The organism is Bacillus sp. BB51/4 (assembly GCF_008368845.1).
In the GTDB taxonomy this organism is placed as follows: domain Bacteria; phylum Bacillota; class Bacilli; order Bacillales; family Bacillaceae_G; genus Bacillus_A; species Bacillus_A wiedmannii.
In genome coordinates this window covers 96263-112719 of sequence record NZ_QOSC01000013.1, presented here as the reverse complement: position 1 = coordinate 112719, position 16457 = coordinate 96263, and the positions used below count along the sequence as shown (strand labels likewise).

Genomic DNA, 16457 nt, shown 5'->3' with positions numbered 1-16457 from the left:
CTTCTCCTTTTATATAAAAAGAGGGAACTACCCCTCTTTTTAACTAAGCTTCTAAAATAGATTCAATCTCTTTCATAACCTTTTCATTCAATGAAACTTCCACCGCTCTTACACTTTCTCTTATTTGCTCCGCTCGTTTCCCACCAGGAATAACAGTATCAATTCCTTTTTTGTTTAGAAGCCACGCTAAAGCTAAATGCGATACTTCAAGATTCATTTCTTTAGCTAAGCCTTTTAACATTTCTACTTTCTTAAAGTTACTTTTGTATGTATTTTCTTCAAAGAGATTTACACTTTGACGCCAATCCCCTTCGTTCAATTTAAAATCTTCTGTATATTTTCCACCTAGTATCCCAAAGGCAAGAGGCCCATACGGAATAAATGAAATACTTGTTTCTATACAATACGGCAAAAGTTCTTCCCCAGCATTACGATCTAACATATTATATGGTGATTGTACAACATCTATATGTCCGTGCTGATTCGCTTCTTTTAATCGCTCTACATTAACGTTAGATATTCCAATTGAACGAATTTTCCCTTCTTCTTTTAGGCGATTAAGCTCTCCAATTGAATCTATGTAACTTGTTTCAGGATTTGTAAAATGTAAATAATATAAATCAATATAATCAGTCTGTAATCTTCTTAAGCTATTTTCCACAGCATTTCTTAAATAGCTTGGTTCATTATTAATATAAACTTCTCCATTTAATAACGGCTGTATTCCACCTTTTGTAGCAAGTACAACTTCGTGGCGTTTTCCTTTCAATACTTCCCCTACCAATTCCTCTGATCTACCGAATCCGTATGAATCTGCTGTATCAAAAAATGTAATCCCTTGCTGAATAGCTTCTTCAATTAATTGTTTTCCTTCTCCCTCATTCACATCAGCATATAAATTATGTCCCCCTACAGCGTTTGTTCCTAGCCCCAACTTTGAAATATTAAGTCCTGCCTTTTGCAATTTTATATACTTCATTTTTTCTCCCCCTATATTTCTATTGTTCGAATATATTCGAACAATAGAAATATACCACTTTGTATGTTATAGTGCAAATATATGAACTTATACAAGCAGGTGAAAAAATGCGTACTCTCTATCATCCAAATCGAGAAGAAATTCAATTCTCTTCTGTCTTATACGCACTTAGCGATCAAATTCGTTTACAAATTGTAACTATGCTACTAGAGAAAAATGAACAATCTTGTGGTGCGTTAAACATTCCAATTGCGAAATCAACTTTATCTCACCATTTCAAGGTTTTACGTGAATCCGGTGTTATGTATACACGCCTTGAAGGCACACAACGTTTCATTTCAATTCGTGAAGATGACTTAAATGCTAGATTCCCCGGTTTATTAGATGTCGTAATACATGCGACAGAACCATACTAAAAAAACATCCCACATGAATATGGGATGTTTTTTTAGTTTTTCTATTCTTTTCATACAGTAAAACTTTAATCAATGAGGACCTTGTTCATCACACACTAGGAATACATGCGTTTAATTCTTTTTTACTTTAATAATTTGATTACATTTTATACACACCATTAATATAGGGCCACCTACCTGTTTCAATTCCTGTAGTTGCTTATGCTCACACTCCTCCATATTATTACCTCCCTTATCATATAATTAGGTCATTTTGTAATTACTATAACTACTAAGTCCATTCCTAATTTAAGGTCTGAATAAAACGTTTAAATGCCGATATCCCTTCGTCATCTCGTTTAAAAACACCAGCATCTTCAAGCGCCTGTATAAATTTCCGTCCCACTTCTTCTCTTATAATCTCCTGTACATTGTGTTCATGTATCCGATTGTCATATTTGATTTTTAATTGTTCTGCCCATCGTATATGAGGCGTTGGAATATCACTTGGAATGTTAAGTAAGAATTTTTCCACTTCCTGAAGTTCTGTTTTTAAACGCGCCGGAAGTACAGCTAACCCCATTACTTCAATCAGTCCGATATTTTCCTTTTTAATATGTTGTATTTCCGCATGAGGGTGGAAAATACCTAGCGGATGTTCTTCACTTATACGATTATTCCGCAAAACAAGATCCAATTCGTACATACTATTCCGGTAACGAGCAATCGGAGTTATCGTATTATGCGGAACATCATTCGTAAATGCAAATATATTAACAGATGGATCACTATATCCCTTCCACCTCTCTAATATGTACTCCCCTGCATTTACTATTTGTTCTATGTCTTTACTTCTTAAGCGAATAACTGACATAGGCCATTTAATAATAGAACATTGCATTTCTCGAAAGTTAGTTAGTTCAAAAATTAGGTCGTTTGATGCATTTGCCATAGCAAATTCATAGTTTCCACCTTGATAGTGGTCATGTGTTAGAATGGACCCTCCTACAATTGGCAAATCTGCATTGGAACCAAGGAAATAATGTGGGAATTTTTCTACGAATTTTAACAAACGTAAAAATGTTTGACGGTCAATTTTCATATCCCGGTGTTCTGAGGACAATACAATACAGTGTTCATTAAAGTATATATACGGAGAATACTGTAGAAACCAGCTTTCATCTGTAAGGTTCATACGAATCATACGATGATTCGATCGTGCAGGGTGTCCAATTCTGCCCCTATATCCTTCATTCTCTATACAGAGTAAACATTTTGGATAATTTGTACTTTCCAACACTCTTTCTCTAGCAATTTGTTTCGGGTCTTTTTCCGGTTTTGATAAGTTAATCGTTATATCAATGGCACCATATTCCGTATTTACTTTATAATTTATATTTTTGGCAATTTGCTTCATTTGGATATAGTCGCTGTTTTTACTTAATTCATAGAAATAATCTGTCGCAGCCTTCGGACTTTGTTCGTATTTTTCAGAAAATAATGTATTGATAACTGACGGTTTGGACATAAAAACATCCATAATTGCACTTGCTAAAATCTCCTTCTCGTCCAGTACTCCCTCAATGACTTTATGCATGCAAGCATATTCAATTAACTCTTCCAATAACTCCGAAATTGCTTTCTTTGCGGGCGCTGACGCTTCCACTACAAAATCATCTAAACGAAGTAAGGAAAGGATTTTATTCCTTGCATATATTGCATCTTCTTGTTCAATCAATTGAATTTCAATTGCACGATCAATTAACTGCTGAATAGCTTGATATATCATCAGTGTATACCTCCTCTAGCCTTATAGCGGTTTATGTTGTTGCGATGCCAGTTCCATGCACCTTTTATAATTTTATGGACAGACGTACGGCATAACCACCAGCCTAATATACATTTCGTAAAAAAAAATTAAATACTAGATTCCCCAGTACATGCAACAAAACCATACCAAAAAACATCTCCTATGAATAGGAGATGTTTTTTTTAGTATTTGCTATTCTTTTAATAAATCTATTAATCCATTACCTTCAGATGTACGTTCATACCCTAAAGGTACAGTTCTTTTAATAAGTTGTGCATATATTTCTGGCTCTGATAACTTTCTACCATATTCTCTCTCACACTGCTTAATGAGCAATGCCAGCGCTCCAGCAACATGCGGTGTTGCCATAGAAGTACCACTTAATACCGCATATTTTCCTTCGGGATACGTAGATAATATTTCATCACCTGGCGCCACTAAATCAATTTCTTGATTCGAATTACTAAAACATGCGATTTTCCGTTCTAAATTGACAGCACCGACTTCAATTACTTCTGAGTACGCACCTGGGAAGTCCAGTTCCTCCGTGTTATCATTACAATCTCCATTATTCCCAGCAGCACATACGACGAGAACATCTTGTCTTACCGCATTTTGAATTGCTTCATGTAATTCTAGAACGTCTTGCGGGCCACCAAGTGACATTGAAATGACCCTAACTCTTTCTTTATTAGGTCCTCTCCAATTTACAGCATAATGAATCGCCTCAATAATTTGCTCATAACTTCCAGAACCATCTCCCGCTAAAACCTTTAACACTAACATTTTAGCAAGTGGTGCGACTCCTAAAACACCAACACCATTTTCAGTCGCTGCAATTGTCCCCGCTACATGAGTACCGTGTCCGTTATTATCAAGATAAATATTTGGATCCCCTTCGTAATCTTCCGTGAAATTTCTTCCACCGATAATGCGATCCTTTAAATCTATATGATTCACATCACAACCTGTATCTAATACGGCAACAACAATATCTTTTCCTTTCCCACTCTTCTCCCATACTTGTGGAGCATGAATGAGTTGTACACCTGGTGGAATTTCATTTACTTGTTCAACCACCTTATTTACTGTAAAAGGAATCAATTGTATACCTTTTTGTTTATTCGCTGTACTACTATTCATCGTAATCCCTCCTGAAAATATATTATTTTCATTTCAGACCACTTTTGAAAAGGTTTAAATGTAACATTCGTTTTATTCGTTTCGTTTTCCTTCCTTAAAAATATTTCTCAATATAGCTTACTAATTTTATACTACTCTTTTATTAATCTCATAATTTTTATTCACCAAAAATCCAATTGGTACAACCAATAACAAAAATAAAAGGACCAATTTAATGGTCCTTTCATAGTTTTTAAAGAATGATATGAAATTTTAAAAATAAAATAAATTAAGACTAAGCCTCACTCTTATTTAAAAACTTCTCTATTTCTTTTATTAAATATTTCGCTCCATCTATACTAACAGTAATGTTTCCATTTGCTAATGATATGTTTTGATTTGAAACATCACCCGTTATTTGACAAGCATTGTAAGGTTGATATTTTTGTAAAATGACTTTATCTTCTTCTACGAAAATTTCAAGTGGTGATTTGATTTGTATTCCTAATACTTCTCGTAACTCTTTAGGAATAACAATTCGTCCTAATTCGTCTACTTTTCGAATAATTCCTGTTGCTTTCATATTACTCCCCCCTTACTTTCTATTAATTTTTCCACCTCGCTCTTTCCATTTTATCACTTTTTGGTAATACTTGTATCTTTTTAGAAAATTTTGTACTCAAGTTAAAAATACACATTTAACGAATACGTAATCTCTCTTTCAATTGTTTTAAATAACGAGATCGTATCAATAAGAAATATACAACTTGAATTCCTACGAAAACACTTAATACAATCGCATTTTCTTTAAATAATGAGTACTCAAACATCTGTCCCAGTGCAGTTAACGCTACTGCCCCGTGTAATGTTGCAACACCTATTGGAACGAAGAATAATAGTGCTAATCGAATTGTAACTACTTTCGATAATTCTCCGCTCGTTAAACCTACTTTTCTAATCATTTCAAACAAACGAGTATCATCCTCTAAATCAGAAAACAAACGGAAGTAAAGGAAGCTTCCTGCACATACGAAAAATACTATACCAATAAAGAAACCTACAAATAAAATTGGTCCTGCTATTTGTAAACTTTGGTTTTGTTCGTACTCTTCTGCACTAAATGTTGCATGTTCTTCATAAGTCTTTATCTGATGCGTAAGTTCTTTACCAACTTCAATTTCATCTTTCGTTCCCTCTGTTTTGTACACATAATCTTTTTCCTCTTTAAATCCATCTTGTAATGCATCATATTGATTTTTAGAGATTACATAAACGTTACCTCTTAGTATTTTACTTAATGAAGAAGTATTAACTTTTTTCACTTTTAAAGATTCATTCAAATGTGGTAAAGTAATTTCTTTTCTTTCTTTCATCGGTGGGCCTGGTATATCGACTGATAAAAATAAAGCTTCTTTATTTGCTACAGTTTGAAATGGTTCTCCTGTTAACTTCGCATACTCCTTATAATCTGATTCTTTTATGAAAATAGCACTTCTTAAAGACTGCTCCTCTGCCCTTTTCGTTGAAATAGTAGCTTTAGACGCTGTTATACTATGCTTCTTTAATCCTTCATCAATCATCTTCAAATGCTGTGATTCATTACTATTTCCTTGCTTGGAGTGGTAATGAAACGCAATTGGTCTTTCCATAATTTCTTTCGTCATTGATGCGAAACCAACTAATGTACCTATTGCTGAAAATGCTACAGTTGAAATAATAGTTACAATAAAGAACATTCTGGCGTTGTCTCTCATACGGTAAGCTAAATCTGATAACGTAACAATATTTGTCTGTGTCCAATAGAAACGTTTACTTTTTTTACATAGTCTAATAATAAAGACACTCAACTGCTTGTACAGCAAATACGTACCAATAATGACTACCGTTGTAACAGGAATCATCATGACAAATACCATTGCGCCGTGTGACAGAAGCGCTCCTGCATATCCCGCACTAAGCAATATGACTGCTAATATAGAAGAAATAATGGAAGCTTTCGGTTCCGGCTTCGCTTCTGCTGATCCTCTAAACAATTTCATAATTTTATTTTTCCGAATCATTCCTGCACTAAACAATGAAATGATCATAAATAATACGAAAAACATAATACTCGTTACAACAATGGCTTTCATTGGTATGTAATAAGCTAAGGAAATATCTAATTTTAATATCATCGGAGCTACAAATATTAACATTCCGGAAAATAGCATTCCTGCAAGTATTCCAAAAATAATTGCCCCTATCCCAATCATAATATTTTCAAAGAAGATAAGACGCTTTAATTGATATTTCGTCATACCTAACATCATTAAAATTCCTAATTCACGCTTTCTCGTTTTTAAAAACATTCCCATCGAATATAAAATAAAGAAAAATGTAAATAAGTAAATAATGGACTGTGCAAAAGACATACTTACGAATACGTACTGTCCCAATTCTCCAGCACTTAATGCGGGATGAAACGCAAAAAATGAATACACAAAAAAGGCCATAATGGCAAATGCACTACTTAAAAAATATGCTGAATATGTTCGTCTATTTCTCGTTACATTCCGATAAGCAAGTTCTCTAATGTTCATATTCCTTCTCCGCCCTTCTACTAACTATGTTCTTATATTAGTAAAGTACGGAAATACCTTCCATCGATTCAAATGACAAAAACCTTACATTATTGAAAGGTTTCAAAAAAATTGCTTAAACGAAGCAGTTTCATTATAATGACTACATTCATATTCATACACGCATCCTATTGTATATTCGTTAGTTTTGCGAAATAATAAAGGATAGAAGTATGTACCAATATACATATAAACTTATTTACCGCTTTAATACGAATAGGAGGAAACATAATGACATTACAAGAACAGATTATGACAGCATTACATGTTCAGCCTGTAATTGATCCGAAAGCAGAAATCCGTAAACGTGTTGATTTCTTAAAAGATTATGTAAAAAAAACGGGTGCGAAAGGATTTGTACTTGGAATTAGTGGCGGACAAGACTCTACATTAGCTGGACGTTTAGCTCAACTTGCAGTGGAGGAAATTCGTAATGAAGGTGGTAACGCAACGTTTATCGCTGTGCGCCTACCTTATAAAGTGCAAAAAGATGAAGATGATGCGCAATTAGCATTACAATTTATTCAAGCGGATCAATCTGTTGCATTTGATATCGCTTCAACAGTTGATGCTTTCTCAAATCAATACGAAAACTTATTGGGTGAATCATTAACTGATTTCAATAAAGGTAACGTGAAAGCACGTATTCGTATGGTTACGCAGTACGCAATCGGCGGTCAACAAGGATTACTTGTGATTGGAACAGATCACGCTGCAGAGGCTGTAACGGGCTTCTTCACAAAATTCGGAGATGGTGGTGCAGACCTATTACCATTAACTGGATTAACAAAACGTCAAGGACGCGCTCTATTACAAGAATTAGGTGCGGACGAGCGACTTTACTTAAAAATGCCAACAGCTGATTTATTAGATGAAAAACCAGGTCAAGCTGATGAAACAGAGTTAGGTATTACGTATGATCAATTAGATGACTATTTAGAAGGTAAAGCAGTTCCAGCTGATGTTGCTGAGAAGATTGAGAAGCGTTACAAAGTAAGTGAACATAAGAGACAAGTTCCAGCATCAATGTTTGATGATTGGTGGAAATAAATACAATATTAAAAAAGAAGCTAATTTTGTTTAGCGGGAAAAACTTCAAATCCAACGTTTCATCACCGTCTACTTTTTTCTCTCCTCCGATAATTGAGAATGAAAAGAATATTAAAATGGACTGGGCTCTGTCTCCATTTGGATATGTTTGAAAATATTTTGTATACACTCCGATAAGCTCATTTATTTCTACATCATAACCTGTTTCTTCCTTTATTTCTCGAACCGCAGTTTCTGCGGCAGATTCCCCGATTTCCATTGCACCGCCAGGAAATCCCCAAGCGTTAAAATCACCTCTTTTTTGCAGTAATACTTCTCCATGTTCATTCAACACACAACCACCCGCAAAGTTTATGAGAACACAGTCGTGCCCTACTTTTTCACGTAATTCTTTTATATAATTAGCCATCCGCTTCTCCTTTTCATACATCTTCTATCGCTATTTCTTATCTTTTTCAAGCAATTCAACCATTCGATCTAGCTTCTGATTCATATGCATCACTTGTTGTTTTTTTTGCAGCGCTGCTTTGCAATAATCTTCTAAGGAACAAAGTAAATGATAGGAAAAACAAAACGATAAGTCCGATTACTAAACAAGTATATATCAATGTAAAAATATTACTTTCGAACAAATTCATTCAAATCCCACATCCTTCCTTTTTATATTTTATCACACAATTCTGTTTTTTAAAGTGATACATAATAAAAAGAGCACCTTTCCAAGATGCTCTTCTTAATTAATAAGTAAATGTAATTGTCGCTAATGAATAATCTGCCATTGCACTATATGGTGCTACTTGATAAGATACACGTTTGGCACCTTTTGGCCAATTTATTTCATTTAACACTTTTTTTATATCTTGCATTGTTCCATCCATAGACTGCTTATATCGTACTTCTACTTTTTCTGGCTTAGAAGCGAATTGTTGCTGTAATTTCCCCTTAAATTCACTATAATTATCTGCCCCGTATTGTGCAGACAAATATTTTAAATTTGTTTCTTTTAACATTTGTTTATACGCAGCAGTCTTTGAACTACCCGTTTTTATTTTGTTTGTTAATTCATTAAAGTAACTTGCAGTTGCCGCTGGATATTTACTACGATCCCATTCATGATCTTTACTTAATTGCTCGTCAGACATATTAAAATATGAATATGTTACACGCCCAGCTTTATCTGGTACTGGATCATCGAATGTCGTATCAATGTGGTACCATTTGTTTTCAATGTTTACTAAATTCCATGCATGAGCTTGTCCATTTCCTGTACCTGTTACAATATGATTTTGGATCCCCGCTTCTTGTAGCAATTCATATGTTAATAACGTATATCCTTGGCAAACGGCAGAACGATTCGCTAATGCTTCATATGCTGTATACGCTTTATAAGACGTATCATACGATACATGTTTTACAACGTAATCGTGAATCGCTTTTACTTTCTCATGCTCATCCATTCCTGGTTTTACAATTGAACCAATAATTGCTTTTGCCTGAGATTTCACATATTGTGTTTGCTCTTTTGATTCACGGTACTTAACTTGCAGTGTAAACGTATAGTTTCCTGGTAACCCTTTAATAGAATATTTAGTAGACGCCACATTATATTTTACATACTCATCTGCATCTACAATTTTATTAAACTCGCCATACAATTGGTCCATAACATTTCTAGCATTTCTATCTTTCGTTTTATATGTGATTGTAATATTTTCTTCTCGATTATCAACCTGTTTTTTTAATTCTTTTCGGAAATCATTTAATAGCTTTGCATCTGTTTGTGTTGTCGCTACAGTCGGATTCGTAGCTGCATAAGATACCGTTGACGCGTGTAAGCCTCCCATTACTATAGTTGAACAAAGTAGGGTAGCTGTCACATACTTACTTGTCTTTCTCATCTCGTCACTCCTTACATTCTATTACTATACGAAAAAGTATCGTATAGTTTCAGAGTATACAATACTTTTTCGTATAGGTCATATGAGATTATGCATATTTAACATTGTAAAAAGGTTGTTCTTTTTACAAGAACAACCTTTTTCATTAACAAGTTTGTAATACACAACACGTATTTTCAAAACGTCGATTTTTTAAGTCTTCATTTCCAATACAGAAATAAAGCATTCCTAAATCTCCCCACATCATATTACAATTTTTAGTATCTGAATCGATTTGGAATAAAAGCGTCATTTGCTGCGGGTCTATCCCCATATATTCTCCTGTCTCATATAATACTTCCTCTTGTACAGAGAATGGCTCACCAAACATTTGATGGTTATCGTAGTTGTCTGGGATTAGTTCTTCAAGTAATTGTAAGAAACGGTCTGAATCAGCCTCATCTTCAATGAAAAGCTCTGGCAATTTATATATCAGTTCAAAAGTAGTTGCACACTGGTTATAATTTGTTTGCAATTCATCTGCCCTTCGTAATTGCTCTACAGGAACTTCATAATAAAGTACACGCCCCGCTTCAGTTGGATTCACATCTTCTTCAAAGTAATTTTCAATGCTGAAAAAATATAACATCCCTGTCTTAGGAAGATTGTGATCCATACCAACATTTTGTAAATCATTTAAATTAAATTGAGCGATAAACTGTAATGGATTTCCTTTGTGCATCGGGTATTCAAATGTAGCTGGCAAGTCAGGAACTCCTCCCATTTTCGAACTACCTACCGCAACTGTTTCCTCCTGCTTTGGCACAACTTTTACACAAGGAAATACAGTATTAATGAGTTCTTCTTTTAAATGTGTCAGCCCATATTTATCAATTAATACTTCAATTTGTTTATTCATAAATTCTCCTTATATTTACATACTTATTTGTATCATCGCACAAAAATTATACTCCATTCTTTGTAAAAACAACAAGCCTCCAAAAAAACGGGCTCTTCCTCCATACGCGAACAAGTTAAAAAAAGCATAGTATACATTGTTCCTACAAACACGATAGTTCATTATTTCTTCCAGTACATTTTCCCCTCGTTCATTTTTATTTTTAATTTAAGGAGGAATTCCACATGGGTTACGGATATAGTTGCAGCGGTTACGGTTACGGCGGTAGTTGTGGTGGATGTGGTTATGGAGGTTTCGCTTTATTAATCGTTTTATTTATCCTTCTAATCATCATCGGAGCTAGCTGTTGGGGCGGCTTTGTAGGCTGCTAGTAAATTTAAAAACTATTGTAAAGAAGCACGTACAATACGTGCTTTTTTGCCATTTTCAAATCTTTTATTCGAAAGGAAGTATGATTGATGAAGATTGATGGTGTTTTTGAAGGAGGCGGTGTACGCGGGATTGCACATGTAGGGGCAATTTGCGCGTTAGCTGAAAAAGGCTATGAATGGGAACGTGTAGCTGGAACATCAGCTGGTTCCATTATCGCTGCGCTCCTAGCAGCAGGATATTCTTGTTCAGAGTTAAAAACGATTATAACTGATATCGATTATAATAAATTTACGAAGAGAACCTTTATTGACAGAATCCCCTTAATCGGAAAAGGATTAAGCGCATGGACTACTCTTGGTATTTACTCTAATATATTTATAGAAGAATGGATTGAAGAATTACTTCGCAAAAAAGGAGTTCACTTATTTACAGATTTACCTGATTTAAATAAGCTTAAAATTATCGCTTCTGATATAAGTAATGGTAAAATGGTTATCTTTCCTGATGACTTACCAAACTACGGATTTTTAAATTATCGCTTCTCTATTGCTAAAGCTGTAAGAATGAGTAGTACAATCCCCTTCTTCTTTGAACCGGTAAAATGGAGAACCCCTAAATGGAAGCAACCTTGTTATATGATTGATGGAGGGATTTTAAGCAATTACCCTATTTGGATTTTCGACTCACCTTCCTCTCCTCGCTGGCCAACATTTGGATTTCATTTCGTAAAAGATGAGATTCAAGCTGACCCTGCCCATTATAACGAGCCTATCTCCATGTTCAAAGGACTTTTTAAAACGATGATGCAAGCCCATGATTTACGTCATTTAGATAAGGAATCAAAAGCAAGAACGATTACAATTCCAACAGGATCCATTACAAGTACAAACTTTGAGTTAACAAAGGAAGAAAAAGAGTGGCTTTACAATTCTGGTTATAACGCCGCAAATAAGTTTTTACAATCTTGGAACTTCAGACAATATATTGATGACTATAGAAACGGAAATCAGGACCGAAAAACAAATCGGTATTTCCGTCAACTTGACTCATAATACTATTATTTTTCATACGAGAACACGTAACGCTTTCAAAAAAAATAAGCCTAGTAATATCATAGATTACTAGGCTTATTTACTTCCTGCTGCATCATTATTATTCGTTGCTTAAGGATACGTTAACCCTTCAGCTTCTTCCGCAGTAATAACTGTGTATCGATTTCCCGTTCGTAATCCTAACAATTCTGCTTTTTCAATTGCATCCTGCTTCGACTCCGCATAAGCAGCTAAATATTTTTCTCCATTGATAATTTGGCAAATTACGTATTGTTTCATTATTTTCTCCTCTTACTTTTTCATTAGTTGTGCAAGTTTTTTGATACCTATTTCAATTTCTTCTAACGTTGCGTATGAATATGATAGACGCAAAAATTGGTTTGCACTTCTATCATACAAAGTACCTGGATTTAATAAAATCTTTTCTTTCAAAGCTTTGTCGAATAAGCTACGGTTCGAAACGGGTACATTCATATGTAACCAAATATAAAAACCACCTGTCGGTTCATACCATGTTGCTATATCACGACAATATTTCTCTAACATTTGCAACATAAAATCTCTACGTTTTTTCAACTTAGTTCTTACAAACTGTAAATGTTCATCATACAATCCATCTGCAAACCATTCCGCTGCAATTTGCTGGGATATAGAACTTGAACCATAATCTGTTTGCATTTTTATGTCTGCCAATCTTTGAATGACTGGCTCAGATCCAACAATCCATCCAATTCTTAACCCTGGACTAATAACTTTAGACATACTCCCAATATGTAGTACAATTCCGTTTTTATCATATGCTTTTAAAGGCTTTGAAACAGGCTCATCAAACCATAAGTCTTGGTACACCGCGTCTTCTATAATTGGCAAACCAATTTCGTTACATATTTCCATCACTTCTATTCGTTTCTTCGCATTCATACTAAAGTTCGTCGGATTATGAAAAGACGGGATTGTATATAAAATAGATGCATTAAATTGCTTCTTATATTTCGTAATATATGATGAATGTAAACCGTTCTCATCCATTGGTATACCAATTAAACGCATTCCTGCTGATTGAAAAACATTAAGAGAATATAAATAAGATGGTTTTTCTAATAAGATGGATGCCCCTTTTGGAAGAAGCCCCATAGAAATAAGTTGCAACGCTTGAATTGCTCCTGAAACAATTAATATAGAATCAGGAGTTACATCTATACCATGTCCTTTTAAATAGTCCGCAATTTTCTTCCTTAAATAGAAATTCCCTTTCGGTTCTTCATACCCAAGTATCATGCTCGACTTTAAAAGCTTATTCATAATAACTTTCATCTTTTTTTCAGGTAAAAGACTTGGCGCGAGCTCACCTGTTCCTAAACGAATTACATGCGGATAAAATTCAGCTTGATTAATCTCTTGAATAGCAGGCAGATTCGGATAATGAAGTCCCGTTTCTACATAAGACTGCCAATTAGGCGGGGGCGCGTACGTTGAAGCATTCTCATTATTATTTACAACAATTGTTCCTTTCCTGCCATTCCCTTCAATGTATCCCTTTGCCACTAGTTCATCGAAAGCCATTACAATTGTACTCCGGTTCACACCGAATGTATGTGCCAAATCTCTTTGTGAAGGTAATTTCGTTCCAACAGTCCATTCTCCATTAACGATTCTTTCTTTTATATACGTTTCTATTTGTTTATACAGAGGAGTCGCTAGAGACATATTCGGTTTCCAAACGAATCTTTCCATCATATCACCTTATATTCTTTTTGGTTGGTAACCTCTCCAACCATATGGATGGATACAAATTTTCATTTCTTCTATACAATATACACTATCATACTGAATTAAAATAGGAGGTAATATGATGAGTGAAGCAATTATTCATGGTATCATTCTTGCATTTGGTCTTATCATTCCATTAGGTGTCCAAAATGTTTTCGTCTTTAACCAAGGTGCGAGCCAACCAAACATTTGGAGGGCAGCCCCTGTAGTATTAACTGCCTCTATATGTGATACGTTACTCATATTGATTGCGGTGCAGGGTGTCTCCCTTGTACTCCTTACTTTTTCTTGGCTAACTAACACGTTATATATAATTGGATTTTTCTTTCTCCTATATATGGGCTTTGTTATTTGGAGAAGTAACCCTTCCAACGATATAAAACAAGAAAACAGCATGCCATTAAAAAAGCAAATCCTTTTCGCTGCATCGGTTTCGTTATTAAATCCACATGCAATTTTAGATACAATCGGTGTAATCGGAACAAATTCTATTCAATACATAGGAAGTGAAAAATGGGCTTTCACACTTGCAACTATTATCGTTTCTTGGATTTGGTTTATAAGCTTAGCCTTAGCAGGGAAATTTCTAAAAAGAATGGACTCAACTGGAAAGACAATCGTATTATTAAACAAGTTTTCGGGTCTCATCATTTGGGGTGTCGCGCTTTATATGTTAAAACAAGTTATGTATTCTTAATAAACGAAAGAGAATTGCATGTTCCTTAAAACACCATGCAATTCTCTTACAAATTATGAAGTAGGTTCCGTTTTCTGTTTTACCGTCTTTGCATCTTTTTCTGGTTTAATCCAAATCATTGCTATAACAGCACCGATACCAGCGAAAATACTTGTTACATAAAACACTTCATGGTCAGCACCTTTCATGAAAAAAGAGTATAGAGGTGGTCCAGCTGCTACACCAATAAATCGCATGGAACTATAAAATGACGTAACTGTCCCCCTTTGCTCCTTTTCAATTCCTTGTGTAATTAGGGCGTCTAAACATGGGAGTGCCATACCAATTCCTATCCCCATAATAACGAGACAAAGAAGTAGTAAATAAATCCCTTTTATAAATAAAGGAATGATGACTGATGCAGCTGCCATTAAAAAACCAATATAAATACAATTCTTCATTACATTTTGATTATCTCCAATTTTTTTACCCGCCATATATGAACTAAGTGACAATACAAGTAACGGGATAGCAAGTACACAACCTTTCCATATACCATGTATGTCATACTTTGATTCCAGTATCGTCGACAAATAAAAGAGAATTCCGAATAAAATAAGCATAATAATTGCACCTAATACAAAAATGGCAATTAACCATCTTCCCTTTTCTCGAAACGTAGAGATAATAGATTTTATAAACTCTTTAAGTGGTGGCACTTCTCCTTCTTGTTTCTTTGCCTTTACTAGAACAAGTAATAAAACAATTGATACTATGCATAAAACTGGAATTGCCCAAAATGGTAAGAACCATACAATGGCAGCAAGAGCAGATCCTAAAATAGGGCTCAGCACTTTTCCAAATGTATTGGATGTTTCAATGATTCCTAAACCTGTACTAACTTGTTTTTCATCTTTATATAAATCACCAACACAAGGTATAACAACTGGCATTGCACCAGCTGCACCAATACCTTGAATCGCTCTACCAATCAGTATCCAAGTGTAGGGATTATCAACTTTCCATGATACCCAACCTGTTACCGCTCCGCCTATAGCCGCAATCAGCAAACTCGGAACCATTATCATCTTTCGTCCCCATCTATCTGATAAATAACCAGCAATCGGTATAAGTAAAATGGCTACAATAGAGTAAATTGTAATAATCATGGATACTTGAAACGATGAAATATGTAATTTCTTTTCAATAGTCGGCAGAATTGGAATAAGCATTGAATTCCCTAATGTCATAACAAGTGGAACTGATGCAAGCGCAATTAAACAACAGTTTTCTTTTTTTAACATGTTGGCTTCGGAACCCTTTCATCGTATATTTCTGACCATATAATAGCCCTGCTGGAACGTAATTTTTCATTCCACCAGGGCTATTACATCTTTACTACTTCCCATTCACAACAAAAGAAATTGGGGAAAATATAGTATTATTCCTATTCTTTGAATCCAGTTCGCAATATATTCATACCAATTAATTGAAAAAAAAAGAAAGGAAGAATCCTTCCTTTCTCCTATAACCTTCTACAATTAGCGAGTATATCCGCCACCAAGTTGTTGTTCTGCCATCGCTACTAGACGTTTTGTAATTTCACCGCCTACAGAACCGTTTGCACGTGAAGAAGTATCAGCGCCAAGTTGTACACCAAATTCTTGTGCAATTTCATATTTCATTTGATCTAAAGCTGCTTGTGCTCCATGTGATGCTAATTGATTAGAGTTACGATTTCTAGCCATTACCAATCACCTCCTTATTTATATATAAATTGTGTTAAATTTTAATTTAAATACATGGTAATTTTTGGT

The 16457-nt window shown here is 34.7% G+C and carries 16 protein-coding genes and 2 pseudogenes; 5 read left to right on the top strand and 13 right to left on the bottom strand.

What is annotated here, in order from left to right; all coding sequences use genetic code 11:
- Nucleotides 1–43: 43 nt before the first annotated feature.
- A complete protein-coding gene (locus DN392_RS17745) occupies nucleotides 44–979 on the bottom strand; it encodes an aldo/keto reductase (RefSeq protein WP_048566543.1) in 936 nt (311 codons plus the stop codon).
- A gap of 107 nt (nucleotides 980–1086) precedes the next feature.
- Between DN392_RS17745 and DN392_RS17740 the strand changes: the two genes are divergently transcribed.
- Nucleotides 1087–1395 carry an ArsR/SmtB family transcription factor gene (locus tag DN392_RS17740; protein WP_001259916.1) on the top strand — a complete coding sequence of 103 codons (309 nt, stop codon included), beginning with the start codon at nucleotides 1087–1089 and terminating at the stop codon, nucleotides 1393–1395.
- A gap of 283 nt (nucleotides 1396–1678) precedes the next feature.
- On the opposite strand, the gene galT is transcribed toward DN392_RS17740, so the two are convergent.
- The 4 genes from galT to DN392_RS17720 form a co-directional block, all read right to left on the bottom strand.
- Nucleotides 1679–3163 (bottom strand): UDP-glucose--hexose-1-phosphate uridylyltransferase, encoded by a 1485-nt coding sequence (gene galT, locus DN392_RS17735; RefSeq protein WP_064056293.1) that lies wholly within the window; start codon nucleotides 3161–3163, stop codon nucleotides 1679–1681.
- A gap of 213 nt (nucleotides 3164–3376) precedes the next feature.
- Nucleotides 3377–4327, bottom strand: coding sequence for a serine protease (locus DN392_RS17730; RefSeq protein ID WP_061671835.1), 951 nt, complete (start codon nucleotides 4325–4327; stop codon nucleotides 3377–3379).
- 274 nt (nucleotides 4328–4601) lie between these two features.
- Nucleotides 4602–4889 (bottom strand): AbrB/MazE/SpoVT family DNA-binding domain-containing protein, encoded by a 288-nt coding sequence (locus DN392_RS17725; RefSeq protein ID WP_061671834.1) that lies wholly within the window; start codon nucleotides 4887–4889, stop codon nucleotides 4602–4604.
- 115 nt (nucleotides 4890–5004) lie between these two features.
- The gene (locus DN392_RS17720) at nucleotides 5005–6885 is read right to left on the bottom strand and encodes an ABC transporter permease (protein ID WP_061671833.1); all 1881 of its coding nucleotides are present in this window, start codon (nucleotides 6883–6885) and stop codon (nucleotides 5005–5007) included.
- Nucleotides 6886–7155: 270 nt separating this feature from the next.
- On the opposite strand from DN392_RS17720, the gene nadE reads away from it, so the two are divergent.
- Nucleotides 7156–7974, top strand: a complete 819-nt coding sequence (nadE, locus tag DN392_RS17715) for an ammonia-dependent NAD(+) synthetase (protein WP_000174908.1) — start codon at nucleotides 7156–7158, stop codon at nucleotides 7972–7974.
- Nucleotides 7975–7984: 10 nt separating this feature from the next.
- Here the strand turns inward: nadE and DN392_RS17710 are convergent.
- The 4 genes and pseudogenes from DN392_RS17710 to DN392_RS17695 all read right to left on the bottom strand — a co-directional run.
- Nucleotides 7985–8383: pseudogene (locus DN392_RS17710) on the bottom strand (NUDIX hydrolase); the annotation flags it as partial.
- A gap of 30 nt (nucleotides 8384–8413) precedes the next feature.
- Nucleotides 8414–8612: pseudogene (locus DN392_RS17705) on the bottom strand (DUF4083 domain-containing protein).
- A gap of 99 nt (nucleotides 8613–8711) precedes the next feature.
- Nucleotides 8712–9872 carry a transglutaminase domain-containing protein gene (locus DN392_RS17700; protein WP_064470646.1) on the bottom strand — a complete coding sequence of 387 codons (1161 nt, stop codon included), beginning with the start codon at nucleotides 9870–9872 and terminating at the stop codon, nucleotides 8712–8714.
- A 145-nt stretch (nucleotides 9873–10017) separates the two neighbouring features.
- A complete protein-coding gene (locus DN392_RS17695; RefSeq protein WP_061671831.1) occupies nucleotides 10018–10770 on the bottom strand; it encodes a YwqG family protein in 753 nt (250 codons plus the stop codon).
- Between the two features lie 224 nt (nucleotides 10771–10994).
- Between DN392_RS17695 and DN392_RS17690 the strand changes: the two genes are divergently transcribed.
- Together DN392_RS17690 and DN392_RS17685 are read left to right on the top strand one after the other, a co-directional pair.
- Nucleotides 10995–11141, top strand: a complete 147-nt coding sequence (locus DN392_RS17690) for a YjcZ family sporulation protein (RefSeq protein WP_000540427.1) — start codon at nucleotides 10995–10997, stop codon at nucleotides 11139–11141.
- Between the two features lie 87 nt (nucleotides 11142–11228).
- Entirely contained in the window at nucleotides 11229–12194 is a 966-nt protein-coding gene (locus DN392_RS17685; RefSeq protein WP_064056288.1) for a patatin-like phospholipase family protein, read from the top strand.
- Between the two features lie 111 nt (nucleotides 12195–12305).
- Here DN392_RS17685 and DN392_RS17680 read toward each other — a convergent pair whose 3' ends face one another.
- Together DN392_RS17680 and DN392_RS17675 are read right to left on the bottom strand one after the other, a co-directional pair.
- Nucleotides 12306–12473, bottom strand: coding sequence for a DUF3933 family protein (locus tag DN392_RS17680; RefSeq protein WP_000816376.1), 168 nt, complete (start codon nucleotides 12471–12473; stop codon nucleotides 12306–12308).
- A gap of 12 nt (nucleotides 12474–12485) precedes the next feature.
- A complete protein-coding gene (locus DN392_RS17675; RefSeq protein ID WP_064449101.1) occupies nucleotides 12486–13928 on the bottom strand; it encodes an aminotransferase-like domain-containing protein in 1443 nt (480 codons plus the stop codon).
- A 118-nt stretch (nucleotides 13929–14046) separates the two neighbouring features.
- Here DN392_RS17675 and DN392_RS17670 point away from each other — a divergent pair, with 118 nt between their 5' ends.
- Entirely contained in the window at nucleotides 14047–14661 is a 615-nt protein-coding gene (locus DN392_RS17670; RefSeq protein WP_001287309.1) for a LysE/ArgO family amino acid transporter, read from the top strand.
- Between the two features lie 53 nt (nucleotides 14662–14714).
- Here the strand turns inward: DN392_RS17670 and DN392_RS17665 are convergent, their stop codons facing one another.
- Both DN392_RS17665 and DN392_RS17660 read right to left on the bottom strand, forming a co-directional pair.
- Nucleotides 14715–15944, bottom strand: coding sequence for a bacillibactin exporter BcbE (locus tag DN392_RS17665; RefSeq protein ID WP_000913348.1), 1230 nt, complete (start codon nucleotides 15942–15944; stop codon nucleotides 14715–14717).
- Nucleotides 15945–16181: 237 nt separating this feature from the next.
- Entirely contained in the window at nucleotides 16182–16388 is a 207-nt protein-coding gene (locus DN392_RS17660) for an alpha/beta-type small acid-soluble spore protein (RefSeq protein WP_000113545.1), read from the bottom strand.
- Nucleotides 16389–16457: the final 69 nt, after the last annotated feature.

Excerpts from the sequence above, each read along its gene's own strand:
- DN392_RS17685 (WP_064056288.1), top strand. The coding sequence starts at position 11,229 with ATGAAGATTGATGGTGTTTTTGAAGGAGGCGGTGTACGCGGGATTGCA.
- galT (WP_064056293.1), bottom strand. The coding sequence starts at position 3,163 with ATGATATATCAAGCTATTCAGCAGTTAATTGATCGTGCAATTGAAATT.
- DN392_RS17720 (WP_061671833.1), bottom strand. The coding sequence starts at position 6,885 with ATGAACATTAGAGAACTTGCTTATCGGAATGTAACGAGAAATAGACGA.
- DN392_RS17740 (WP_001259916.1), top strand. The coding sequence starts at position 1,087 with ATGCGTACTCTCTATCATCCAAATCGAGAAGAAATTCAATTCTCTTCT.
- DN392_RS17725 (WP_061671834.1), bottom strand. The coding sequence starts at position 4,889 with ATGAAAGCAACAGGAATTATTCGAAAAGTAGACGAATTAGGACGAATT.
- DN392_RS17675 (WP_064449101.1), bottom strand. The coding sequence starts at position 13,928 with ATGGAAAGATTCGTTTGGAAACCGAATATGTCTCTAGCGACTCCTCTG.
- DN392_RS17665 (WP_000913348.1), bottom strand. The coding sequence starts at position 15,944 with ATGTTAAAAAAAGAAAACTGTTGTTTAATTGCGCTTGCATCAGTTCCA.
- DN392_RS17660 (WP_000113545.1), bottom strand. The coding sequence starts at position 16,388 with ATGGCTAGAAATCGTAACTCTAATCAATTAGCATCACATGGAGCACAA.
- DN392_RS17745 (WP_048566543.1), bottom strand. The coding sequence starts at position 979 with ATGAAGTATATAAAATTGCAAAAGGCAGGACTTAATATTTCAAAGTTG.
- DN392_RS17690 (WP_000540427.1), top strand. The coding sequence starts at position 10,995 with ATGGGTTACGGATATAGTTGCAGCGGTTACGGTTACGGCGGTAGTTGT.
- DN392_RS17670 (WP_001287309.1), top strand. The coding sequence starts at position 14,047 with ATGAGTGAAGCAATTATTCATGGTATCATTCTTGCATTTGGTCTTATC.
- nadE (WP_000174908.1), top strand. The coding sequence starts at position 7,156 with ATGACATTACAAGAACAGATTATGACAGCATTACATGTTCAGCCTGTA.
- DN392_RS17730 (WP_061671835.1), bottom strand. The coding sequence starts at position 4,327 with ATGAATAGTAGTACAGCGAATAAACAAAAAGGTATACAATTGATTCCT.
- DN392_RS17700 (WP_064470646.1), bottom strand. The coding sequence starts at position 9,872 with ATGAGAAAGACAAGTAAGTATGTGACAGCTACCCTACTTTGTTCAACT.
- DN392_RS17680 (WP_000816376.1), bottom strand. The coding sequence starts at position 12,473 with ATGAAACAATACGTAATTTGCCAAATTATCAATGGAGAAAAATATTTA.
- DN392_RS17695 (WP_061671831.1), bottom strand. The coding sequence starts at position 10,770 with ATGAATAAACAAATTGAAGTATTAATTGATAAATATGGGCTGACACAT.